Annotated in this window: 10 protein-coding genes and 3 tRNA genes; 7 read left to right on the top strand and 6 right to left on the bottom strand. The window is 72.7% G+C overall.

Annotation, left to right across the window (positions count from 1 at the left end):
- Nucleotides 1-13: 13 nt before the first annotated feature.
- The 4 genes from ACH4T9_RS20385 to ACH4T9_RS20370 all read right to left on the bottom strand — a co-directional run bounded on the left by ACH4T9_RS20385 (nt 14) and on the right by ACH4T9_RS20370 (nt 3,696).
- Complete coding sequence (locus ACH4T9_RS20385; RefSeq protein WP_396673264.1) at nt 14-814, bottom strand: ABC transporter permease; 801 nt, start codon at nt 812-814, stop codon at nt 14-16.
- The gene (locus ACH4T9_RS20380; protein WP_396673263.1) at nt 811-1,770 is read right to left on the bottom strand and encodes an ABC transporter ATP-binding protein; all 960 of its coding nucleotides are present in this window, start codon (nt 1,768-1,770) and stop codon (nt 811-813) included. Before ACH4T9_RS20380 ends, ACH4T9_RS20385 begins: the two co-directional genes overlap by 4 nt.
- Before the next feature lie 84 nt (nt 1,771-1,854).
- Nucleotides 1,855-3,018, bottom strand: coding sequence for a cytochrome P450 (locus ACH4T9_RS20375; protein WP_396673262.1), 1,164 nt, complete (start codon nt 3,016-3,018; stop codon nt 1,855-1,857).
- 9 nt (nt 3,019-3,027) lie between these two features.
- Nucleotides 3,028-3,696 (bottom strand): class I SAM-dependent methyltransferase, encoded by a 669-nt coding sequence (locus ACH4T9_RS20370; protein ID WP_396673261.1) that lies wholly within the window; start codon nt 3,694-3,696, stop codon nt 3,028-3,030.
- A gap of 155 nt (nt 3,697-3,851) precedes the next feature.
- Between ACH4T9_RS20370 and ACH4T9_RS20365 the strand changes: the two genes are divergently transcribed.
- A complete protein-coding gene (locus ACH4T9_RS20365) occupies nt 3,852-5,135 on the top strand; it encodes an alkane 1-monooxygenase (RefSeq protein WP_396673260.1) in 1,284 nt (427 codons plus the stop codon).
- A 265-nt stretch (nt 5,136-5,400) separates the two neighbouring features.
- On the opposite strand, the gene ACH4T9_RS20360 is transcribed toward ACH4T9_RS20365, so the two are convergent.
- On the bottom strand, nt 5,401-6,072 hold the full coding sequence (locus ACH4T9_RS20360; RefSeq protein WP_396673259.1) for a TetR/AcrR family transcriptional regulator: 672 nt from the start codon (nt 6,070-6,072) through the stop codon (nt 5,401-5,403).
- A 425-nt stretch (nt 6,073-6,497) separates the two neighbouring features.
- Between ACH4T9_RS20360 and ACH4T9_RS20355 the strand changes: the two genes are divergently transcribed.
- From ACH4T9_RS20355 to ACH4T9_RS20330, 6 genes are all read left to right on the top strand, one after another.
- Nucleotides 6,498-6,570 (top strand) — tRNA-Gly (locus ACH4T9_RS20355).
- A 37-nt stretch (nt 6,571-6,607) separates the two neighbouring features.
- Nucleotides 6,608-6,678 (top strand) — tRNA-Cys (locus ACH4T9_RS20350).
- A gap of 14 nt (nt 6,679-6,692) precedes the next feature.
- Nucleotides 6,693-6,767 (top strand) — tRNA-Val (locus ACH4T9_RS20345).
- A gap of 479 nt (nt 6,768-7,246) precedes the next feature.
- Nucleotides 7,247-17,011, top strand: coding sequence for an RHS repeat-associated core domain-containing protein (locus ACH4T9_RS20340; RefSeq protein ID WP_396673258.1), 9,765 nt, complete (start codon nt 7,247-7,249; stop codon nt 17,009-17,011).
- A 36-nt stretch (nt 17,012-17,047) separates the two neighbouring features.
- A complete protein-coding gene (locus ACH4T9_RS20335; RefSeq protein ID WP_396673256.1) occupies nt 17,048-19,408 on the top strand; it encodes a hypothetical protein in 2,361 nt (786 codons plus the stop codon).
- Nucleotides 19,409-19,770: 362 nt separating this feature from the next.
- A complete protein-coding gene (locus ACH4T9_RS20330) occupies nt 19,771-21,768 on the top strand; it encodes a tachylectin-related carbohydrate-binding protein (RefSeq protein WP_396673255.1) in 1,998 nt (665 codons plus the stop codon).
- Between the two features lie 60 nt (nt 21,769-21,828).
- Here ACH4T9_RS20330 and ACH4T9_RS20325 read toward each other — a convergent pair whose 3' ends face one another.
- A complete protein-coding gene (locus ACH4T9_RS20325; protein WP_396673254.1) occupies nt 21,829-24,723 on the bottom strand; it encodes a BTAD domain-containing putative transcriptional regulator in 2,895 nt (964 codons plus the stop codon).
- Nucleotides 24,724-24,842: the final 119 nt, after the last annotated feature.

Genomic DNA, 24,842 nt, shown 5'->3' with positions numbered 1-24,842 from the left:
CGGGGCGTGATCCTCAGGCGTCGCGGTGGCGCAGGGCGGCCCGGCCGGCGGCCAGCGTGGCGGCGGCCCAGCCGGCGAGCAGCAGCAACCCCACCACCGGCGGGTACGGGTCGGCGTCCCCGGCGAGGAAGTGGCCCCCGGCGACGCCCGGGAAGCCGTCGGCGATCCGGGTCAGCACAGCGATGCCCGGCTCCTGGAGCGACAGCGGCACGATCATCAGCACCGCGATCAGGACGATCACCGTCAGCACCGCGCTGCGCAGCACCGCGCCGAGGCCGAGCGCCAGCACCCCGACCAGCGCCAGGTAGGCCGCCGACGCCAGCACGTCGCGGACCGTGCCGCCGAGCGGGGCGTCGCCCCACTCACCGAGCACCGCGCCGGCGACCAGCGCGCCGACCCCGCCGAGCAGCAGCCCCGACCCGAAGGTCACCGCCCCGCTCACCGCGGCCTTCGCCAGCAGTACGCGACCGCGCGACGGCGTGCAGCGCAGGGTGGTCCGCAGCGTGCCGGCGCCGAACTCGGCGGTGACCGCGAGCAGGCCGATGGCGAGCACGGCGTACTGGGTGAGTTCCAGGGAGTCGATGACGATGCTGCCGACGGTGATCATCCCCCGGTCGTCGGCCGGGTCGTCGTTGGTGTTGGCGTTGGCGGCGTAGATGGCGAGCTGGCCGGCGGCGGCGGCCGTCAGCAGCACCGCCGACAGCAGCGTCCACCAGGTGGACCGTACCGACCACAGCTTGGTCCACTCGGCGGCGACCGCCCCGGCGAACGGGCCGACAGTCGGTGCGGTACGGGTGGCGGGCTGCGCGTTCATCGGGCCTCGATCCGGTGGTGGGTGGTGGGGGAGCCGGCCGGGGCGGCGGCGTACTCGACGCTGCCGTCGGTGAGGGCCATGAACGCCTGCTCCAGCGACGCGGCAACCGGGGTCAGCTCGTGCAGGGCGACCCCCAGCTCGTACGCGAGGTCGCCGACCCGGTCGGCGGTCAGCCCGGTGACGGTCAGCCCGTGCGGTCCGTCGGCCTCGACGACGCCTCCGTCGCCGGCCAGCCGCCGGGCCAGCGCCGTCAGGCCGGCCGGCTGCGGGCCGCGTACCCGCACCGAGGCGGCGGCGGAGCCGCCCGCGATCACCTCGGCGGTGGGCGCGTCGGCGATGAGCCGGCCCCGGCCGATCACCACGAGGTGGTCGGCGGTCTGCTGCATCTCGCTCATCAGGTGGCTGGAGACCAGCACCGTCCGGCCCTGCGCGGCGAGCGAGCGGGTGAGCTGCCGGATCCAGCGCACCCCGTCCGGGTCGAGGCCGTTGACCGGCTCGTCGAACAGCAGGACCGGCGGGTCGCCGAGCAGCGCCCCGGCGATGCCGAGCCGCTGGCCCATGCCGAGGGAGAGGGTCCGGCCGGGCTTCGCGGCGGCCCGGTCGTCCAGGCCGACCAGGGCCAGCACCTCGTCGACCCGGCGGCGGCCGATGCCATTGCTGCGCGCGGTGGCCAGCAGGTGGGCGTGCCCGGGCCGGGCCGGGTGGATCGCCCCGGCGTCCAGCAGCGCGCCGACGGTGTGCAGCGGGTGCCGCAGCTCCCGGTACGGCCGGCCGTCGATCAGGGCGCGGCCGGCGGTGGGCCGGTCCAGGCCGAGGATCATCCGCATGGTGGTGGACTTGCCCGCGCCGTTCGGGCCGAGGAACCCGGTGACCCGGCCGGGTGCGATGTCGACGGTCAGGTCGTCGACGGCGGTCGTGGGGCCGAACCGCTTCGTCAGGCCACGTAGTGTGATCATGGATCGACGGTAGGGATCCGGGCGGCCCGCCCGCTGCTGTCGATCGGCGACGACCCACCCCCACCTTCGTCAGGTCCGCCCGGGTCAGGGGCGGGCGACCACGAAGGCGTCCGGCATCCGGAAGGTCAGGTTGTCCGGGTACCAGGGCGGGCGGACGACGCGCACCCCGTCGAGCAGCGGCGCGGCCTCGGCGACCACCACGGCGGCCTCCAGCCTGGCCAACTGGGCGCCGACGCAGCGGTGCGCCCCCGCCCCGAACGCCAGGTGCCGGCGGGAGCCGCGTTGCCCCGGGCGGAACTCGTCCGGGGCCGGCACCACGTCCGGGTCCCGGCCGGCGCGGGCCAGCCAGAGCACCACGCCGGTCCCCGCCGGCACCGTCGTCCCGCCCAGCGTGGCGTCCACGGCCGCCACCCGCCGCCAGGTGACGATGGGCGGCTCCAGCCGCAGCCCCTCCTCGACCACGTCGGCGACCGCGACGCTGCCGTCGCGCAGCCCGGCGCGCACCGTCGGCTCGCCGGTCAGTCGGTGCAGCAGCAGGGTGAGGAACTGCGAGGTGGTCTCCTGGCCGGCGACCAGCAGGAAGAACAGCGCCCCGACGACCACGTCGGGCGAGTGCCCGGCGGCCCGTAGCCGGGCGGCGAGGCCGCCCCCGGTCGCGGCGAACCCCCGCAGCACGGTGTGGAAGCGGCCCACCTCGGCGGCGAGCGCCCGCTGTCGCGCCTCGTCGAGCGGGGCCCAGAACAGCTCCAGCGCCGCGCGGGCGAACTCCTTCACCGCGCCGACCGGGGCGTCCGGCAGCTCGACCAGCCGGGCCAGCACCAGCAGCGGCAGGTCCGCGGCGAGGTCGGCGTGCAGGTCGACCGGTACGCCCGCGTCGAGCGCCGCGCGCAGCCGGGCCACCCGCTCGCGGACCAGCCCGGTCAGCCAGGGCTGCTGCGCGGCGACCCGGGTCGGGTGCAGTGCGTCGGCGACGATGCCGCGGATCTCCGGGTGGCTCGCCCCGCCGTTGTTCGCCAGGGTCGGCGGCAGTCTGAACCGGTGCCCGGCGAGCACCCGCAGGGCAGCCACCGGCAGCGGGGTGACCGCGTCCAGGGCGTTGTCGGGCCGGAAGGTCACCGGGTCGGCGAGCACCTGCCGGACCAGCGCGTGCCGGGTCACCACCAGGTGTACGACGCCGACGTGGTCGACGACCGTCGCCACGTCCGGCCACCGCCCGCCGACGGCGTCCCCCCACCCCCGGAACAGCACGGCGTCAACCTAGCGGGCGGCCCCCGGCGGCGCCGGGTCCAGCTCCCACACGGTGGTGCGCTTCACCCGTACGCTCTCCAGCGCCTCCGGCACCGGCACGTCGTAGACGGCCAGCTCGCGGAACCGCTCCCGGGGCAGGAACGCCCGGCCCGGGTCGCCGACCACCACCAGGGCGCCGGCCCGGGCGGCCCGGAGCAGGAAGCGCAGCATCCGCCGGGCCATCGCCTCGCTGTAGAAGACGTCCCCGGCGAGCACCACCTCGGCGTCGGCGGCGTCGCCGTCGAGGATGTCACCCAGCTCGGCGTCGACGCGTACCCCGTTGGCCCTGGCGTTGAGTGCGACCGCGGCCACTGCACGCTCGTCGACCTCGACGGCGCGCACGGCCGCCGCGCTGGCGCGGGCGGCGGCGATGGCGACCAGGCCGGAGCCGGACGCGAGGTCGAGCACCCGGCGGCCGGCGACCAGCTCGGGGTGGTCGGTGACGTACCGGGCGAGTCCCTGCCCGCCGGCCCAGGCGAACGCCCAGAACGGAGGCGGCTGGGAGCTGCGGAACTCACCCTCGGTGAGCTCCCACAGCCCGATCGGCTCGTCGGCCTGGTGCAGGCGGACCTCGGGGACGAAGGTCACCGGGGCGAGCCGCGCGTGCAGCTTCACGAAGGCTGTGGAGAGTTCGGACACGCGCTGATTCTCCCCGGCCGGCCCGGCCGCCCGTCGACGTGGGGCCACGATCGGACCAATATAGCTACAGTCATCGATTTTACAAAAACTCCCATCTTGTAAAACATGGTGACCCGTGCCACAGTCGGGCGTACCTGGGAGATCGGAGGTCGGCGATGGCCGCGCGTGCCGAATCGACAGTCCCGTCCGCAGCGCCGGCCCTCTCCGGCGCCTGGCGCGACCCGCGCAGGCCGCTCTGGCCGCTCGCGCTGGTCGTGCCGGCGCTGCCCTTCCTGGCCTGGCTGACCTGGCGGGGCGGGGCGGGATCGTGGGCCTGGTGGCTCACCCCGGTGGCGGTCTTCGGCGTGATTCCCGTGGTCGACCTGCTGATCGGCGACGACCGGCGCAACCCGCCGGAGGAGGTGGTGCCGGACCTGGCGCGGGACGGCTACTACCGTTGGCTCACCTACCTCTACCTTCCCGCCCAGTACGGCGGCCTGGTTCTCGGCTGCGCGCTCTGGGCCTCGGGCGACCTGCACCCGCTCGGCGCGGCCGGGCTGGTCGCCACCCTTGGCGTGGTCGACGGCATCGCCATCAACACCGCCCACGAGTTGGGTCACAAGCGGGAACGGCTGGAGCGCTGGCTGTCCAAGGTGGCCCTCGCCCCGACCGGGTACGGCCACTTCTACGTCGAGCACAACCGGGGCCACCACGTCCGGGTCGCCACCCCTCCGGACCCGGCCAGTTCCCGGCTCGGGGAGAGCTTCTACGCGTTCTGGCCGCGTACCGTCTGGGGCGGCCTGCGGTCGGCCTGGCGGCTGGAGACGGCCCGGTTCCGCATCCGGGGCCGCAGCCCGTGGACGTACCGCAACGACATTCTCAACGCCTGGGCGATGACCGTCGTCCTGTTCGCCGTCCTGGTCGCCGCGTTCGGGGCGGGCGTGCTGCCCTTCCTGCTGTTTCAGGGCGTCCTCGGGTTCTCCCTGCTGGAGGTGGTCAACTACCTGGAGCACTACGGCCTGGCTCGGCAGCACACCCGGGTCGGCCGGTACGAGAAGGTCGACCCCCGGCACAGCTGGAACAGCGACCGGACGGTCACCAACGTCTTCCTCTTCCAGCTCCAGCGGCACAGCGACCACCACGCCAACCCGCTGCGCCGCTACCAGACGCTGCGCAGCTTCAGCTCCTCGCCACAACTGCCCGCCGGGTACGCCACCATGGTCGTCGCCGCCCTGATGCCGCCCGTGTGGCGGCGGGTGATGGACCGCCGGGTGCTCGCCCACTACGGCGGCGAACTGGACCTGGCCAACGTCCACTCGCCGGCCCGGGCCCGGCTGCGGAAACGCCTGGGCCTGCCGCCACCCGGCGCTCCTGGCACCCCCGGCGTTCCTGGCACCCCCGGCGTTCCTGGCACCCCCGGCGTTCCTGGCACCCCCGCATCCACGCCGACTCCCCGCTGACCGCCCGCGTCGTGCCGTCCGGGCGGGCTTGCGCCGGTCGGTCGGCCGGTCCGGGAGTTCTGTCGGCAGTCAGTCCATGGCCGCGTCGGGCTACGGCGTGCGGGCAGTCCATGGCCGTCGGGCCACGGCGTGCGGTCGGCTACGGCGTGTGGGCAGTCCATGGCCGTCGGGCCACGGCGTGCGGTCGGCTACGGCGTGTGGGCAGTCCATGGCCGTCGGGCCACGGCGTGCGGTCAGCCCACGGCCATCAGGCTGTGGTGTGCGGTCAGCCCACGCCGTCGGGCTGCGGTTGGGGCTGCTCGGCCCGGCGGGAACGCTCCTGTGCCGGGGCGGACCAGTCGAGCTGGGCCGGGTCCAGCCCCAGCTCGCGGGCGGTCACCAGCCGGATCCACTCGGCGAACTGGCGGCGGGAGATCACCCGTTCGTGGACCGCGAACTGAACGGCGAGGCCGTCCATCACCGCGTTGATCCGCCAGGCCGCGCCGGCCGGGTCGGCGCACTCGAAGATGCCCTCGCGCACCCCGTCGCTGATCACCGCCGCGAGATCCTCCCGCCAGCGCAGGTCCAGCCGGCGGGAGAGCTTTTCCAGCTCCGGGGCGCGCAGGGACTCCGACCAGCCGTCGATCCACATCGGCCAGGAGGTCGACCGGCCGGTCGGGGTGTAGAGCTTGAGCATCCTGCGGAGCTTGGCCAGGGGGGAGCCGGACGACCGGACCACGGCGTCGAGCCGGGCGAGGTCCTGTTCCACCGCGTACGCGAAGGCCTGGGCGAGGAGCCGTTCCTTGGTGGCGAAGTGGTAGAAAACCAGTGCCTGGCTGACCCCGGCGGCCTGCGCCACGTCGGCCGTGCGGGTGTTGGCCAGCCCTCGTTCCGTGATCACGTCACAGGCCGTGCGCAACAGGGCATCCAGGCGGATCTCGGCGGCACGTCTCGTCACGCCGCTACCGTAACCTATCCGTTCGTGCACAAACAGTTACCGCTGCGGCTGATTCACACCAAGAGAGTCGGAAAACTGACAGTTTTTCCCTCTTGCCAGGCATGCCCCAAGTGCTCCCACCCAGGTTCCTAGGAAGCTTACGCACCAGGCTCACCGCCTCACCGCCCGCCCACAGCCCCTTGAGACCGACGGGCGCGCGCAGATTCAGGGAATTAGTGGCCTCGGCGAGCTGCGAGGCCACTAATTCCCTGAATCTGCGCGCTCTTGCCCCCCGGGTGGGGTGTGGGGGTGGCTCGGTGGAGCGGGGGGTGGCTCGGTCGGGGTCGGGTTGGGGCTGCGGGGCGCGCCGGGGCGGGCCCCGAGTTGGCAACCGTTCCCGGACTCGGCTAAAGTTCTCATCCGTCACCGGTTAACGCCGGAGACAAGCGGACGTAGCGCAGCTGGTAGCGCATCACCTTGCCAAGGTGAGGGTCGCGGGTTCGAATCCCGTCGTCCGCTCGGAGCTGCCGCCATGCATGTCGGAGGCAACCTCGGTGGTGGAGTGGCCGAGAGGCGAGGCAACGGCCTGCAAAGCCGTGTACACGGGTTCAAATCCCGTCTCCACCTCGGCAAGTTGACGAGGGCGATTGGCGCAGTGGGAGCGCGCTTCCTTGACACGGAAGAGGTCACTGGTTCAAACCCAGTATCGCCCACCAGTAGTTGACAGGCTGTGCGACCCGTTACCGGAACTCCGGTAACGGGTCGCTTGCTGTTCGGGCCGTTTACGCGAGGCACGGCCAAGGGAATGTGGTCGCCGCCCTGGAGTGATCGCCTCGGTCAGCCGGTCGTTCCACGGGCGGCGTCGGCGGTGGTGGCGAGGGCTTTGTTCCGCTCCGGGTGCGCCTCCTGGCCGCGACGGTTGTCGCCTGGCCACTGCCGCCCGGCTGGACCCTGACTGGCGGAAGGCGCTCGTGGGGAGTGGTCCCGACGGCGTGCAGGCCGTCCGTGGGAGTGGCTCGACGACGGCAGGGCACGCGTTTCAGGCGTTCAGCCGGATACCGGCAGCGGTTGAACGGCCGCTGCGGATAACGGTTCCATATAGCTGGCGATGTGCCGCAGCGTGCCGCGATATTCAACTGGCGGCATCGCGGAGCCGCGATGCGGGGTAGCAACTCGCGCGTCACGGAGGTCTGCGATGCATGACGGCAACATGAGCGCGTCAGGTGGCCGGACCGTGGACCTGCTCCGTGCGCGCCCGCCACTGCGTCGAGCACTGGTCAGCGCGCTGGCTGCGACGATGACGTTCGTCATCCTGGTGAGCGGGACGGGGGATCTGCCCCGGCCGGTCGAAGGCCAGAATGCGACGTCGCGTACGGGGGCCGAGTCGGCCTGGGGCGACGGTGACGCCGCCGCACCACAGCAGCGGTGGGACGGGCCGTCGAAGGCTGCCGCGGCCACGCAGCAGCAGGTGAACCGGAAGATCCCCGCCTCCCAACGATCGCGCTATCCGCAGCACTCGTTGGCGCAGCAGCCGACCGCCCCGGCCAACACCGCCTCGCTGGGGCAGCCACCGAAGGCGCCGGCGCGTGGCTACCAGCCGACCAGCAGCCGGGAGTTGGCGCAGCAGCGCGATGCCTACCAGCAGGTGTACGCCAACACCGACGGCTCCCAGACCACCGTGTTCTCCACCGCGCCGATCAACTACCGGACCCCCGGGGGCGGTTGGGCGCCGATCGACCCGAAGCTGACCGCCGACACCGCTTCGGGCTGGCGCAACGCGGCCGACGCGGTGGGTGTCCGGCTCGCCGCACGGGCCGACGCCCCGGCCCTGGCCCGCTTCGCCCTCCCCGACGGCAAGGCCGTGTCGTACGGGTTGGCCGGCGCCGCGCCGGTGCCCGGACGGGCCGACGGAGCGCTGGTCGTCTACCGCGGGGTGCTGCCCGACGTCGACCTGGAACTGGAGTCGCGCCCCGGGGCGCTGAAGGAGACCCTGGTACTGCGCTCCGTGGACGCGCCGCGGGTGTACGACTTCCCGCTGCGCCTCGAAGGGCTCACCGCGGCGGTACATGACAACTCGGTGCGGCTCTCCGACGCCGCCGGCACGGTGCGGGCCGTCTTCCCGCCGGGCTACGTCATCGACGCCGCACCCGTTCCGGTGACCTCGACGGCCGTCAGGTACCAGCTGCTCGGCGTCGGCGGCAGGCCGACGCTGCGGGTCTCCGTCGACGACGGGTGGCTGCGCGACCAGGCCCGGGTCTATCCGGTGCGGCTGGACCCGACGGTGGAGCTGCCGGTCGCGGAGGGCGCCGCCGACTCGGCCATGTACGTGCACGGCTCCGGCTCCGCCGCGGGCGGCAGCGAGCTGCGGGTCGGCACGGTGAGCGGCACCAACGCCGCGTCGTACATCAAGTTCGGCGGCCTGGTGGACCGGCTGCGCTACCACACCATCTTCGGCGCGCAGCTCCAGGTGGTCAACTACGACTCCGACTCCTGCCAGGCGCGGGAGGTGACCGTGCACCCGGTGACGGCCGGGTGGTCGGCCGGCAGCGGCTACTCCTATCCCGGCCCGGCTGTCGGCGCGGCGTTGGCCGGCGAGTCGTTCGCGCACGGCTATGTCGCGTTCGGCCAGAATCAGTCGGCCTGCCCGGCTGCGGCCGAGGCGTTCGACCTTGGCGGTGCCGGGGCCGCCCTGGTGCAGCGTTGGGTCAACGGGGAACAGGCCAACAACGGCCTGTCGCTGCGTGCCTCGGCCGATCCGCTCAGCGGGAAGCGGTTCACCGGCAACGGAACGGCGAACCCGCCGAGGCTGTACGTGACGCACAGTCCGTACAACGCCTCGTACCAGATCCCGAAGCCGGTGCCCAACCCGCCGGTGCTGCAGAACCAGGCCGGCCGGGTCGCCGTGACGGTGACCAACCTCAGCGCCGAGGCGTGGGCGGTGGGCAGCTACTACCTGGCCTACCGCGCCTACAATGCGCAAACCGGCGCGGCGGTCTCCCAGCAGCGCGCGGCCAACCTGACCGCCCCGGTGGCCCGTGGTGCCAGGGTGACCCTCGACGCGACCATCAAGGCCATGCCGCCGGGCAGGTACTTCCTCGACTTCACCATGGTGCGCACCGGCGGCGTGGTCTTCACCGACCACCAGGTGCCGCCCGCCCGGATGGTGCTCGAGGTCATCGACATCCCACCGGTCGTGCAGGAGCTCTACCCGCCGAACGGGTATTCCGCACCGACCCTGTCCCCGCAGCTGTGGGCGCGCGCGGTGGACATCGACGCGCCCCCGGGATTGTCGCTCACCTACAAGTTCGAGGTGTGTGAGCAGACGGCGTCCGGCGGCACCACCGGCTGCTTCGACTCCGGCTTCCAGGCCAAGACCGCCTGGACCGTGCCGGCCGGCCGGCTGTACTGGACCAAGACCTACCAGTGGCGGGTGATAGTCAAGGACGGCGGCAACGAGGTGTCGTCGCCGCGCTCTACGCTGCTCACCTCCGTGCCGCAGCCGGAGATCACCTCGCGGATCGCGGGCGCGACGACTGCGGCGCGCGACCGTGAGTTCGACGCGCAGACCGGCAACGTCTCCACCACCGCGGTGGATGCCACGGTCACCACGGTCGGTCCCGAGCTGAATCTGGTCCGCACCTACAACAGCCTCGACCCGCGGCGCGACGGCGCGTTCGGGGCCGGCTGGTCGACCCGCTACGACATGCGCCTCGTCGCCGACGCGGACGGCTCCGGCAACGTGCTGGTCACCTACCCGGACGGCCAGCAGGTGCGCTTCGGCAGGAACCCGGACGGCACCTTCGCCGCACCGTCCGGCCGTACCGCGTCGCTGACCTGGAACGGCACCGTCTGGACGCTGGTGGACAAGGCGAAGATGGCCTACCAGTTCTCCGCCGCCGGCCGACTGACGAAGATCACCGATGCCGCCCTGCGGTCGATCGTGCTGACCTACAACGCCACCGACGGGAAGCTGGCCCGGGCCCGGGTCTCCAACAGCCAGACCAACACCGCCGGCCGGTCCTTGGTCTTCACCTGGTCCGGCGCGCACGTGGTCAGCGTCGCCGCGGACGCGGTCAACGGCACGGCGCCGACCTGGACCTACACCTACAGTGGTGACCTGCTCACCTCGGTCTGCGCCCCGGGCAACGCCTGCACCCAGTACGGCCACGCCGCCGGTTCGCACTACCGCACCGGGATGCTCGACGCGAAGCCGGAGTCGTACTGGCGGCTGGGCGAGGCGCAGGGCGCCGCCGCCGGCAGTGAGGTCGCGGTCAACCTCGGCAAGGACGCCGGCGCCTACGCGGGCGTCACCCTCGGCACGGCCGGCGCGTTGACCGGCACCGGCAACACCGCGGCCAGCTTCAACGGCACCTCCTCCGTGGTCGAGCTGCCCAAGGGCGCGGTGAAGAAGCCCCGTGACGGCGCGGTCGAGCTCTGGTTCAAGAACAGCGTCACCGGCAGCGGCGGCCCGCTGCTGGGCTACCAGGACAAGGCGCTCGGCGCCGAGTCCACCACCGGGGTGCCGGTGCTGTACGTGGGCACCGACGGCCGGCTTCGCGGCCAGTTCGGCGGCCCCACGATCGCGCCGCTGGCCTCGACCGCCGTCGTCAACGACGGGCGCTGGCACCACGTCGTGCTGTCGGCCATGGGGGGCGTGCAGACGCTCTACCTCGACGGTGCCAAGGTGGCCGAGCGCACCGGCGCGACGGTCGAGCACTCGCTGCTCACCTTCAACCAGCTCGGCGCGGCGTACGCGACCTCGCCGGCCTCCTGGCCGGCCTGGGGCGCGACGGCGCGACGGTACTTCACCGGCGCGATCGACGAGGTGGCCGTCTACTCCCACCCGCTGGGCCAGGCGGCGGTCGCCGCGCACTACCGGTACGCCGCCGGCGCGAACCAGTTGACCACGGTGACCCTGCCCAGCGGCAAGATCGCGGCGCAGTTCACGTACGACACCGCGGCCGACCGGGCCACCAAGCACACCGACCGGCACGGCGGCACCTGGAGCATCGGCGCGCCGCTGGTCTACGGCGGCGCCACCGACCTGCGCCGCAGCGTGCAGGTGCTGGACCCGGCCAACCGGCCGCACCTGTACGAGTACGACGCGCTCACCGGGCAACTGCTGCGCTCGGGCACCCCGCTCGGTCTGGAGGCCCGCGAGGAGGACCGCCCCCCCTCGCCCACACCGTCACCGTCACCGCCGCCGACCGAGGTGTGCTCCACCCCCGACCCGGGCGACCCGGCGTTCTGCACGATCATCCCGGGTGACGCGGGCGGGCCGGTGTTCGTGCGGCACCCGCTGGAAGGGATGGCGATCCGCACGTTCGAGTACGACGATCGCGGCAACCAGAGCGTGGTCACGAACGAGAACGGCGACGCCGTACGGATGACCTACGACGAGCGCGGCAACGTCACGTCCAAGCGGACCTGCCGTACCACCAGCGTCTGCGACACCAGCTACACGACCTATCCGGCGACCGTGACCGACCCGCTCGACCCGCGTAACGACCGGCCGACCGAGTCGCGGGACGGACGCTCGGCCAGCGCCACCGACAACACCTACCGCACCACCTACACCCACACCTCGGCCGGTGAGCTGGCGACGCAGGTCAACCCGGACGGCAGCACGGTCAGCCACACCTACACCACCGGCGGCGAGGCCGCGTACGGTGGCGGCAACGTGCCGGCCGGCCTGCTGCTGAGCAGCACCGACGCGCGCGGCAAGGTCACTCGCTACGCCTACTACCACAACGGCGACCTGTACCGGGCCACGCAGCCGTCGGGCGCGGTCACCAGCTACACCTACGACGCGCTCGGTCGCACGCTCACCACCACGGAGACCTCGAACGCCTACCCGGCCGGGGTGGTCACCAGCTCCACCTACGACGCGCTGTCGCGGCTGGTCGGCACCACCGGGCCGGTCACGACCGACAAGGTGACCGGTCAGGCGCACCAGAAGCGCTCGACGACCGCCTACGACGTGGACGGCAACGTGACCCGCGTCGACGTCGACGACGTGCGCGGTGACGACGAGACCCGCACCACCACGTGGGAGTACGACCAGCACAACCGGCCGATCAAGGTCACGGATGCGGAGGGCAACGAGACCGTCAAGAACTACGACCGGTTCGGCAACGAGACCACGGTCGTGGACGCCAACGGCAACCGGTACGACTACGCCTACACCGCGCGCAACGCGTTGGCCGAGGTCCGGCTGCGGGCGTACACCGGTGACGGTGGCCCCAGCACCGGCGACTACCTGGTGCTGCACACCTACTCGTACGACTACGCGGGGCGGATGGTCAGCGACACCGACGCGATGGGTCGGCGGCTGGAGTACCAGTACCAGGGCGACGACCAGCTGCACCGCATCGTGCTGAAGAACTTCCGCGACCCCGACGGCGCCAAGCGCGACTACGTCGTGGAGGAGAACACGTACGACGGCGCCGGCAATCTCACCCGGCAGGCAGCGGCCAACGGCACCTCGGTCACCCAGCAGACGTTCACGCGGGCGGGCCAGGTCGCCAGTGTCGTGGTCAACCCCGGTGGCGCCGCGTTGACCACGTCGTACACGTACGACGCGATGGGCAACGCCACCCGGATGACGCGCACCGGCCGGGCGTCCAACGTGCCGTGGACCATGTCCACTGCCCCCGAGCAGGTCGACTACGCCTACGACGACAGCGGCAACCCGATCCGTCAGACGGTCACCGCCGGCTCGGTCGCCCGGGTCACCACCAACGCCTTCGACCAGCGCGGGCTGCTGACCGCCAGCACCGACCCGGCCGGGCGGATCACCAGCTACGAGTACGACGAGCTGGGCCGCCAGGTCAGGGCGACCGTTCCGGCGGTGGCCGCCGAGGAGAACGGCGGCGCGCCGGCCACGGTCACGCCGACCACGGTCACCGGCTACAACACCTTCGACGAGACGGTGCACCTGGCCGACGCCAGGGGCAACGTCAGCAGGTTTGCCTACAACCGGGTGGGCCGCCAGGTCGGCCAGGCCGCCCCGACGTACTGGCCGCCGGCGGGGGTGAGCTCGCTGCAACCGACCACGACGGCCCGCTACGACGCCGCGGGCAACGTGGTCGAGACCGTCGACGCCCGGGGCAACGCCACCCGATACGCCTACGACCAGCTCGGACGGCTGGTCAGCCGGGACGAGCCGACCGGCGTCACGGATCGGGCCGTGACCCGGTACAGCTACACCCGCACCGGCCAGATGCTGTCGGCGACCGGCCCCACCGGCAACCGGACCGAGGCGACCTACGACGACCTCGACCGGCAGCTCAGCACGACGGTGCTGGAGCGGTACCCCACCGCCCGCACCCTCACCACGCGGTACCGCTACGACGACGCCGGCAACGTCACGTCGATGGTGTCGCCGGGCGGCGCCACCACCTCCAACGTGTACGACCCGCTCGGTCAGCTCACCCGCGTGGTCGACCCGGCCGGGGTGTCCACCAGCTACGGGTACGACTACGCCGGCCGGCAGGTGCGGGTCAGCGACGGGCTGGGCCGCACCGAGCGGGTCGACTACGACCCGCTGGGGCTGATCACCGCCGAGTCCGACGTGGCGCCGGACGGTTCGGTCCTGCGTACCCAGACCTACGGCTACGACGCCGTGGGCAACATGACCTCTTCGACCAGCCCTGGCGGCGTGACCACGACCTACGAGTACGACGCGCTCGACCGCCCGACCCGGCAGGTGGAGCCCGTCACCGCCACCACCTCGATCACCACCAGCTTCGGCTACGACGCGGCCGGCAACCGCACCCGCTACACCGACGGGCGCGGCAACCGCACCATTTCCACCTACAACAGTTGGGGGATGTTGGAGTCGCAGATCGAACCGGCCACCGCCGCGCACCCCAACGCGACCGACCGCACCTGGACGGTGGCGTACAACATCGCCGGGCAGCCGGGCAAGGTCACCGCGCCCGGCGGGGTGACCCGGATCCGCAGCTACGATGCGGCGGGCCGGTTGACCGGTGAGACCGGCAGCGGCGCCGGCACCCCGGAGCGCACCCTCGGCTACGACCTGACCGGCCGGCTGACCCGGGCCACCGCGCCGGTCGGCACCGACACGTTCAGTTACGACGACCGCGGCAACCTGCTCAAGTCCACCGGCCGGGCCGGCGCCGCCAGCTTCGGCTACGACGCCGACGGTCAGCTGACCAGCCGGGCCGACGCCTCCGGGACGGCCGCCTACACCTACAACCGGGGCCAGCTCACCGCGATCCGCGACGGCATCGCCGGGGTGACCCAGAGCTACACCTACGACATCGCCGGGCAGTTGACCGGCATCGACTACGGCTCCGGCCGCACCCGCGCCTTCGCGTACGACAACCTGGCGCGCGTCACCAGCGATGTCACCCGCAACTCGGCCGGGCAGTCGGTCAGCTCGATCGGCTACACCTACAACCTTGAGGACAAGCTGGTCGGCAAGAAGACGACCGGGACGGTCGGGGCGGGCAACAACACCTACGCCTACGACCTGGCCGGGCGTCTGGTCTCGTGGACCGGCCCGCAGGGCACCGTGGCATACGCCTGGGACGCCTCCGGCAACCGCACCCGGGCCGGGGCGAAGACCGCCACGTACGACGAGCGCAACCGCCTGCTGTCCGACTCGGACTACACGTACAGCTACACCGCGCGTGGCACGCTCGCCTCGCGGACCAGTTCCGGCCTGACCGAGTCGTACGCGTTCGACGCGTTCGACCGGCTCACCGCTGCCGGCACGGTGGGTTACACGTACGACGCCTTGGACCGGGTGGCGACTCGCGGCGGGGTCTCGTTCGGCTACGCGGGCACGGCCGACGACGTCGTCACCGACGGCACCGGCCGCTACTCGCGCGGGCCGGCCGGCGAGGTCGTCGCCGTCGGAACCGGTGCCGAGGAGTTGCTGGCCGTCACCGACGGGCACGGCGACGTGGTGGCCGGCATCGACCCGGCCGACACCGCACTGACCGACGTCACCGACTCGACGGCGTACGACCCCTTCGGCGAGGTCGTCGCCACCGAGGGTGACACGGGCGACCTGGGCTTCCAAGGCGACTGGACCGACCCGGCCACCGGCCAGGTCGACATGGGCGCGCGTTGGTACGAGCCGGGCACCGGGGCGTTCGTCTCCCGCGACACGGTCGAATACCGCAGCGGCGACGCGATCCTGGCCAACCGGTACACCTACGCGGCGGGCGATCCGCTGGCGCACATCGACCCGGACGGGTACTGGCCGTCCTGCGGTTGGTGCAAGTCGGTGATCAACAAGGTCAAGAAGACTGCCTCCAAGGTCTGGTCCGGGGTGAAGAGGACGGCCCGCTCCGTCTGGTCCGGGTTGAAGAGGGTGGCCAGCGCCGTCTGGTCCGGGGTGAAATCCGTGGTCAGTTGGGTCGGCTCGGCGATCAAGAGGGCGGCCAGTGCGATCTCCAGCGCGGCGAAGGCCATCTACAACAAGGCCCGCGCGGCCGTCAGATGGGTCAGCGGGAAGGTCAGATCCGCGGCCACCTGGGTGACCGGCAAGGTGTCCCGCGCGATCAAGGCGGTGAGCAAGGCCACCGCCGGCGCGGTGAACTGGGCGAGGCAGAAGGCCGCGCAGGCGCGGCAGGCGATCTACGTGGCGAAGCAGAGAATCACGGAGACCGCGCGACGGGCCATCGAGTACGTGGCCCAGCACAACCCGATCAGGGCTGTCGCCGCCGTGCTCAAGCCGGTGATTTCCGCCATCAAGACGGTGGTGTCGGCTGCGGCGCACATCCCGGCGGCGGTGGTCGCCACCATCCGGGACGTCGTTGCCGACACGGTCCAGGCCACCAAGGTCATCTACCAGGCGGCCGTCCAGGCGGCCGGCGTGGTCGTCGAGACGGTGTCCAAGGCGGCCGAGGCGGTGGTGGACTTCGCCCAGGCGGCGGCACCGTACGTGCAGAGCGCGCTGAGCGTCGTCGCCGAAGCTGTCGGCGTCACCGACCTGGTCAGCTGCGTGACCAAGGGCGACCTCGAGGCGTGTGCCTGGACCGTGGCGACGGTCGCCGGCTACGCCCTCGGTGGCGTCGGCGGCGGCGCGGTGCGCGCGGCGCGGGTGGGGAGCCTGGCAGTCAGGCACGCCGACGAGATCGCCGACGTCGCCCGGGGCGGGTCAAAGCTGAAGGAGGCCAGGCACAGCATGGACAACGTCTCCGACGTGGCCTCCTGCGCCACCGGCAACAGCTTCAGCGGCGAGACCCTGGTCCGGATGGCCGATGGCTCGACCAAGCCGATCAGCAAGGTCAAGGTGGGCGAGAAGGTGCTCGCCGCCGACCCCACGACCGGCCGTACCGGCGCCTTCGCGGTCAACGCCGTCATCGTCGGCGAGGGCGAGAAGGAGCTCGTCGAGGTCGAGGTGGACACCGACGGCGAGGCGGGCACGGCGAGCGGCACGGTCACCGCGACGCAGGGCCACCCGTTCTGGTCGCCGCAGGGCCGGCGCTGGGTGGAGGCCGGTGACCTGGCCCCCGGCGACCAGTTGCAGACGTCCACCGGCGGCACGGCGACCGCGCTGGCCACCAGGGAGTGGACCGAACGGAAGCGGGTGTACAACCTCTCCGTCGACACGCTGCACACGTTCTTCGTGATCGTCGGCGGCCTGGACATGTTGGTGCACAACACCGACCCCGCCTGCCCGGTCCACGGCCCGACCAACCTGTCCGGTTTGCTCGACAAGGCACCCAGCCCGTGCACCTGCCCGGGGGGCAGGGGCGACATCGTGAACGACGGCACCGACATCATCGGCGGCACCCTGGAGCGTCGGGAGCGGTTCAACAACGCGGTCGACACGGTGGAATCGGCTCAGGGCGTCGGCGACAACTTCATCCCCGGCGAGACAGTCCTCGATCCTCTCCTCTCCGTGAGCCTCAGCGTCGGCGCACTCGGTCACACGGGACGGCTGATCGTCAAGACGATCGCCAGCCGGAGACCCCGGTGATATCGCGTATCGCCCTTCTATTCGACAAGGGGTTAAATGTCCACAAAATATAGTCCCAGATCGCTCGGGGTGCGGCTGTTGGCGGTGCTGGGGCTGCTGCTGGCGGCGTCCGCGGTGACGGTCGTCCGGCCGGCGCCCGTGTCCGCGGACGCGGCCGGGCTGGGCGGCGACTACGTCGCGCTGCCCGGCAACGCCGCGCTGCTCGACACCCGTTCCGGCACCGGCGGGCGCACCGGCGTCGTTGGGCCCGGCGGCGTGGTGACGTTCCCGGTCCTGGGTGTCGGCGGCATCCCCTCCTCCGGGGTCAGCGCGGTCCTGGTCCGGCTGCTGGCTCCGGGCGGCACCGGCAACACCTACCTGCAGGCATATCCCGACGGCACCACCCCGAACGGGATCTCGATGGTCAACATTTCGCCGGGGGAGCAGATCTCCAACACCGCGGTCGTCCGTCCGGGCAGCAACGGCCGGATCGCCGTACGCAACTCCGCCGGCAACTCGCACATCATCGCCACCGCGCAGGGCTACTTCCGTTTGACCGCCGGCGGCGGGGGCGGCGGGTTCGTCCCCGTCGCGCAGGACAAGTTGGTCGACACCCGGGACGGCACGGGAACGGCCCTGGCGAAGATCCCCGCGCAGGGCACCCGCACGGTGACCCTGACCGGGGCCGTGATCCCGACCACCGCGACCGCGGTGCTGGCCGACGTCGTCGCGGTCAACGTGACCGCGCCCGGCTGGCTCGGTGTGACGCCGGCCGGCGGCGGCGCGCCGGGGCACTCGGCGCTCAACTTCGAGGCGACCGGGCACCACTCGCACGTCGTCTCGCTGCCGCTCTCCGCCGCCGGCCAGGTCACGTTCACCAACAGGAGCGATGGCGCCGTCGACCTGGTCGTCGCGCCCTACGGCTACATCGCCGGCAGCACCGGCGCAGGGGCCGGCTTCCGGTACCTTCCGGCGACCCGGCTCTACAACGGCGCAAGCGCGATCGCCGCAGGCAGCGTGGTCGACGTCCAGGTGGCCGGCAGGCTCGGGTTGCCGACCCGGGGGGTGGCCGGCGTGGTCCTCAGCGTGGTCGCCGTCAGCCCGACCGCCAGTGGCGGCGTCAAGGTGTGGCCGGCCGGCGTCGCCGAGCCCAACGTCAGCCAGGTGCACGCACGTGCCTCCCGCGACACGGCCGGGCTGGTGATCGTCCGACCTGGCAGCAACGGCCACGTCCGGCTCAAGAACACGATGGGCGGAACCGTCCGCCTCATCGTGGACATCCAGGGGTACTTCACCGACCCGATTCCGTCGGCGCCCGTGGAGGCGTACGCGGCGTCGGTGGGTGCGCAGGCCGGCCCGGTGGCGGGCGCGTCGTTGGGGATGGTGGAGTACGCGTACACGGACAACATCGGCCGGGTGCTGATCGGGCACCAGACCGATGTGGACAACTTCGGCTCCGTGCAGTGGAGCGTGGTGTCCGGCAACGAGGCGTTCACGGGCCGGCCGTCGCTGGGTCTGTTGAGTGACGGCCGGGTGCAGGTGACGACCCGGTACTCCGATTCTGACGTGTGGGGGCGTACGCAGACGGCGGTGGGCGCGGCGACGTGGGGCGCCTGGTCGGACTTCGGCGGCTCGATGGCCGCGGCGCCGACGGTGACCCGACTGCCGTCCGGGACGATGGCGGTGTTCGCCGTGGACGCCGACGGCAAACTGTGGGTCTACCAGCAGACCGGCACCATCCCGGCCTGGCGGGCACTGGTCGACCTGAACTTCGTCGGCACCCCGGTCGTCGTGTCGACCCGCACCGGCGTCCGGATCTTCCTCCGTACCGTGTCCGGCACCGTGGCGACGGCAGAGTACGTCGACGGCGTCCTGTCCGCCTGGACGGACCTGGGTGGCACCGGCACCGACACGCCGGCGGTGGTGGCGCATCCCGGCTACCGGACGCGGGTCCTCATCCGCGCCAACGACGGGACGATCATGACGAAGTACCAGGACGCGGCGGGTGCGTTCCCGGCGCAGTGGACGTCGTTGGGGTCGTACGTGTCGGCGGGCCCGCCGGCGGCGGTGCTGGACCCGGTGCTGGGTCGCACGGCGGTCGTCACGCGCAGCGCGACGGGTGAGGTGATGCTGTCGTGGGAGACGACGCAGGGCTCGGGCGTGTTCACCGCGTGGTCCGCGGCGATCCCGGACCTGTCCGAGACGGCGGCGACGGATCCGACCATCGTGCCGGTGACCAACACCGCGGGGCAGACCTGGCTGATCCTGTTCCGTAACGCGAACAACGCGAGCCGCATCTACGAGCGGCAACCGTTGACGGGCCTGGCCGCAGCGACCGGTCGGAACCTGTCGACGGCGTCGGCGCCGATCGGGGGCGGCGTCTTCGCCCCGCACACCCTTCCGGCCCCGCCGGCGTAGCGCACGCACCGGGTGGGCGCGGCGCTGCCGGCGCCCACCCGGTCGGCGTGGGCCGAGGTACGGGCCGGAGTACGGGATGTGCGGCGTCGTCGGCGTCCCACCGGTACTGGTTAGCGTCACCCCGACGCCGTGACACTGCGGCACGGAAGGGGTGGACATGCGACTCACCGCGGGTTTCGGAGTTCCACGTTCGTCGGCCAGCTGCGGCATCGGTGCCAGGAAGTGGGACCTGCTCGCCGTCAGCGAGGCCAGCACCGCCAACTCCTCATTTTGAACAGCCGACCGTCCATCGGGTCGTTGCCGGCACCGTCCATCGGTGACGGGAGACGTCCCGCGTCGCCGGCATGATCGAAAGGATCGCTATGAATCGGTCACCATGGCGTGCCCGGCTGGCCGCCGCGCAGGTCGCGGCGCTGGCCGCGACGCTGCTGGCGATGGCCCAGCCGGCACCCGCGCGGGCTGCCGACACCGTGAGCTGCGTCGCCCAGACGTCGGTCTTCGGCGCGGCCGCCGGCGGCACGATCTATCGCTACCCCCTCAACGCGCCCGGCAGCGCGAACTCCACCTGGTCGACCCCCGTCTCCGGCGGTACGGGCTGGCAGGCCTTCGGCCGGGTCATCGGCGGCCCGGGTGGCCGGCTCTACGGCATCAACGCCAATGGCCTGTACCGCTACCGCTGGACCAGCAGCGGCTGGGAGTCGATCAACGGCGTCGGCGGTCAGCGGATCAGCACCGGCTTCACCCAGTACGCCACCGCCGGGTTCCGGAACAAGATCACCGTCGACGAGCGGGGCGACTTCTACCTCGTCGACGGCGAGGGAAGGCTGCGCGTCCACCGGTACGACGAGGCTACGGGCAAGTGGCTCTTCTCGAACCGGCTGCTCGACACCGGCTGGGGTCGTTTCGACCTTGTCGTCGCCGCCGGACCGGGGGTGTTGTACGCCCGGGACGCCACCGACGGCCGGCTCTTCCGCTACCGCTACGAGCCGGACAGCCAGCGTTGGCTCGAGTACCAGGAGTCCCTCGGCACCGGCTGGGACGCCTTCACCAGGGGCATCTTCTCGGCCGGCGGCGACACCCTGTTCGGCATCGACAACGGCGGGACCCTGACGCAGTACCGCTTCCGCGAGGACAACCGCACCTGGGCGATCACGCAGCGGATCGTCGGCAGCGGCTGGAACGTTTTCAGCAACGTGGCCGCCGTCACCGACGCCTGCAGGCTCACCGCGTCGCACGTGCCGGCCCGGCCGCCGGTGCAGGTGGTCCAGCACGCGCCCGCGGCCGTGACGCAGGCCGCCTCCAACAGCATCGAGCTGGCCCACTCCGACAACATCGGCCGGCTGCTGCACGGGCGGATGAATCCGGACAACTTCAGCTCGCTGCAACTCACCGCGGTCTCCGGCAGCGAGGGGTTCAGCGGGGTGCCGGCGCTGTCCGAGACCACGCAGAACCTGGTACGGATCACGGCTCGCAACATCAACAGCGACGTCTGGACCCGCACCCAGCCCTCCGCCGGCAGCCCCGGCTGGGGCGGCTGGACCGACCTGGGCGGCCGGATGGCCTCCGGTCCCGCCGTGGTGCGACTGTCCAACGAGCGTGAGGTGGTGTTCGCGGTGGACGCGGGCGGCGCCCTGTGGGCCCGCTGGCAGGACCCGGCGCACCCGGACCTGCTGGCCTGGCGCAAGCTCGGCGGCACCGGCCTGACCGGCACCCCGCTGGCGGTGCCGCTGGCCGACGCGAGCGCTCTGGTCGTCGTCGCGGACAGCACCGGCACGCTGCGGGCGGCCCGGTACGCGGGCGGAACGCTGCAGGCGTGGACCAGCCTCGGCGGCAGCGGCTTCACCGGCACCCCGGCCGTGGTGGTGCTGCCCGGCCACCGGATGCGGATCTTCGCCCGGAACAGCGCGGGCCGGATCATGGCCACGGAACGCCGTGTCGACGGCACCTTCACCGGGGCGTGGGCACCGGTCGGCGGCGCCGGCTCCGTGGTGATGGGTGCGCCGAGCGCGGTGCTGAGCCCGGCCACCGGCCGGATCGGGGTCTTCGCGCGCGGCTCCGACGGCTACATCCACTACTCCGCCGAGACGGCGCAGGGCAGCGGCGCCTGGGGCGCCTGGATCCCGGCCCAGGACGCGTTCGAGACCTACGCCGCTGATCCGACGGCATTCGGCTTCATCAACGCCAACGGTCCGAACGTGGCCTACCTGACCCGGACCGCCGGCGGCACGCTGCGGCTGTACACCGTCCAGGAACCGCTCGCCCGGGTGGGCGACGACGATCGGGCGGGCGGGGCCACCGGCCCGGCCCCGAGCCCGGTCTTCCTCCGGCAGGAACTCCCCGATCAGCCTGCCTCCCGCTGATCGGATGCCGGAGAGGGGGCGTGGGCGGCCAGCCGACGACCCCTCTCCGGCGCACGGCGGTCATCGACCGAAGAAGCTCTCGTACATCGGCGAGCGGTAACCCGGCAGCCGTCGCGGGTCCGCCGCCGCCTCGGTGTCCGGCCGGTGTCCGGCCGGCGATCCCCCCTCGGCCGTGGTGGCCGCCACCATCGCGCGGGCGGCGACGGTGCGCAGATAGCGGTCGCCGATCCGGCTGGCGAGGTCGCGGGCCGAGACGGCGTCATCGAGCGCCCGCCGGGGCCACCCACCGGCCAGCCGCGTGGCACACCGGGCCAGCGCGGCCTCGCACTGGGTGGGCAGGTCGCCGGTGGCGGCGGTGCGGGCCATGGCCTCGGTCAGCGTCCGCTCGGCTGCGTCATGGTCGCCGGCCCGGCACTCGAGCTGGCCCAACATGGCCAGAGCGGCGCCCTCCAGGCCGGTGGCACCGATGCGGCGGGCGATGCGCAGCGCCTCGCGCGCGCCGGTGAGCGCCTGCTCCGGCTGCCCGGCATCGAACTGCGCGTCGGCCATGTTGCTCAGGCTGCCGCCGACGTGAAGCGGTGTCCCGTGCTGCCGCCGCAGCGCCAGGGCCTGTTCGTGGCGGCGCAGCGCCCGGACCGGATCGCCGGTGAGGTAGTGCAGGTTGCCCAGCGCGTCGAGGCAGGCTGACAGGCACAGGTGATCCTGGAGGCCCTCGGCCACCTTCGCGCTGGCGAGCAGATCCGCCTCGGCGCCGGCCGGGTCACCGTCGGCCTGACGCAGCTTCGCCCGGTAGTAGAGGGTCACCGCGTACTCGGTGTGCAGCGCGAGCGTGGTGGTCAGGGCCAGGCCGCGATCGATCAACGCGAGCGCCTCGGCGGGGTAGCCGCTCCGCCAGAACAGCGCGTAGCTCAGCCACGCCAGGCGCACCGCCAGGCGGGCCGGCTCGCCGCCTGTCTCGCTGGCCCGGGCCACCGCCGCCGCGATGTTGGGATGCTCGGTGTCCAACCACCCGCTGACCTGCACCGCGGTCTGCGGCCAGGTCTGCCACGGCCCGACGGGGTCGGGCAACGGGTCGGTCGGGGTCCAACCGGCATTGGCCAGGGCGGTGGCGCGCTCGGCCGCCACGATGTAGGTCTCGACCAGCCGCCGTAGCGCGGCGGCGCGATCGGCCCTGCTCTCGTGCGCCTGCGCCTGTTCGTACGCGAGGAGGCGCAGCAGGTCGTGCATCTCGTACCGACCGGGCTGCCGCGGCTCCAGCAGGCGTTGGTCGGCGAGTGTCTCCACCACCGTGTGCGCCTCCTCGGGCCCCCGGCCGAGCAGGGCCGCGACCGCGCCGACGCTGATCACGGCCAGCGGCACGGCGCCGATGAGCCGGAACGCGCAGGCGCACAGCCGTTCGTGTGCGTCGCCCTCGGACAGCGCCTCGTACGCCAGACGCAGGGTGCGCCGGACGCCGAGGTCGTCGTAGGACAACTCGTCGAGGCGCCGGGCGGGGTCGGCGAGCCGGTCGGCGAACGCCGCCAGCGGCCAGCCGGGCCGGCTCGCCAACCGGGCCGCGGCGACCCGTAGCGCCAACGGCAGGTTTCCGCACAGCAGGGCCAGGCGGTGCGCGGAGGCGGGGTCGGCGGCGATCCGTTCGCCCGCACCGGCCCGGCCCAGCAGGTCGACCGCGTCGGGGACGGGCAGCACGTCGACCGGCAGGTGCCGCCCGCGGGGCAGGGTGGCCAGGTGGCGGCGGCTGGTGATGATGGCGGCACTGGGCGGGCCCGCCGGCAGCAGTGCCGCGACCTGGGCCGCGGTGTGCGCGTTGTCGAGGATCACCAGGATCCGCCGGCCGGCGACGTACCGGCGGTAGGCGGCGGTCGCCTCGGCCTCGTCGACGGGCACCGCGCCGCTGGGTACGCCGAGCGCGCGCAGCAGGCGGCCGAGGGCGTCGATCGGGGGCGCGGCGGGTTCCGCGCCGCGCAGGTCCAGGTAGAGCACGCCATCGGGGAAGTGCTCGGTGCTCAGGTGGGCCAGGTGCACCGCGAGCGCCGACTTGCCGACCCCGCCCGGACCGTGCAGCGCGATGACAGCCCCGGTGCCGGCCGCCAGTTCCGCCCGGCCGGCTGCGATCTCGGTCGTGCGCCCGACGAAGGGCTCCACCCCCGGCGGCAGGTCGTGGACGGTCGAGCTGGTCGCTCGGGGCGGGCTCACCACCGGGCCGCTCGGATCGCGGTTGTGCAGGATGTCCTCGTGCAGCTGCCGCAACCGCGGCCCCGGGTCCAGCCCGGTCTGCTCGGCCAGCGTCCGCCGGGCAGTGCGAAACGCGTCCAGGGCACCGGTGACGTCGCCCAGGCGATACAGGCCCAGCATCAGTTGCTCCCAGGCGCGCTGGCGCTGGGGGTGACGCTCGAGCAGGGCGCGCAGCCGCCGTACCGTCTCGCCCGGGGTGCCGAGCTGTAACGTCGCCTCCGCCAGGTCCTCCTCGGCCAGCAGGTATCGCTCGGTCAGCGCGGCGACCCGACCCGCCGTCAGCGCGGACAGCGGCACGTCGGACAGCGGGTCACCGCGCCACATGTCGACCGCCGCGGTCAGCTCGGCCTGCGCCATCGCGGCGTCCCCGACGGCCAGGCAGGCCCGTCCCCGGGAGGCGGCGGCATCGAACCGATCCACGTCGCGTTCCTGCTGGCGCACCCGCAGCAGGTAGCCGCCCCCGTCGGCGGCGATCCGCTGTGGCGTGTCGGGGGCGTCCAGGAGGCGGCGTAGGCCGAGCACGTAGGTGCGTAGGTTGGCCAGGGCGGAGGCCGGCGGCTCGTCGCCCCACAGCGCCGCGATCAGCTGCGCCGCCCCGACGACCTCGTTGGGCATCAGCAGCAGGGTGGCCAGCAGCTGCCGCTGCTTTCCGGAGCCGAGCGGCACCGCCCGGCCGGCGGCGCTCTCGACGGTCAACGGGCCGAGCAGGTTGAACCGCATGTGACACGATCACCTTTCGCGCCTGTGGCCGTTGCGCAGCGGTCTCGGCGGCGGCGCACCGCCCGCCGCTGGACAACGGTACCGCCATTTCGCTGCCCAGGGGTTGCTGCCAGTGCGTA

It is taken from the genome of Micromonospora sp. NPDC020750 (assembly GCF_044334565.1).
Taxonomy (GTDB): Bacteria; Actinomycetota; Actinomycetes; order Mycobacteriales; family Micromonosporaceae; genus Micromonospora.
Note: the sequence above shows the minus strand (reverse complement) of the source record. Positions and strands in the feature narration are given on the sequence as shown.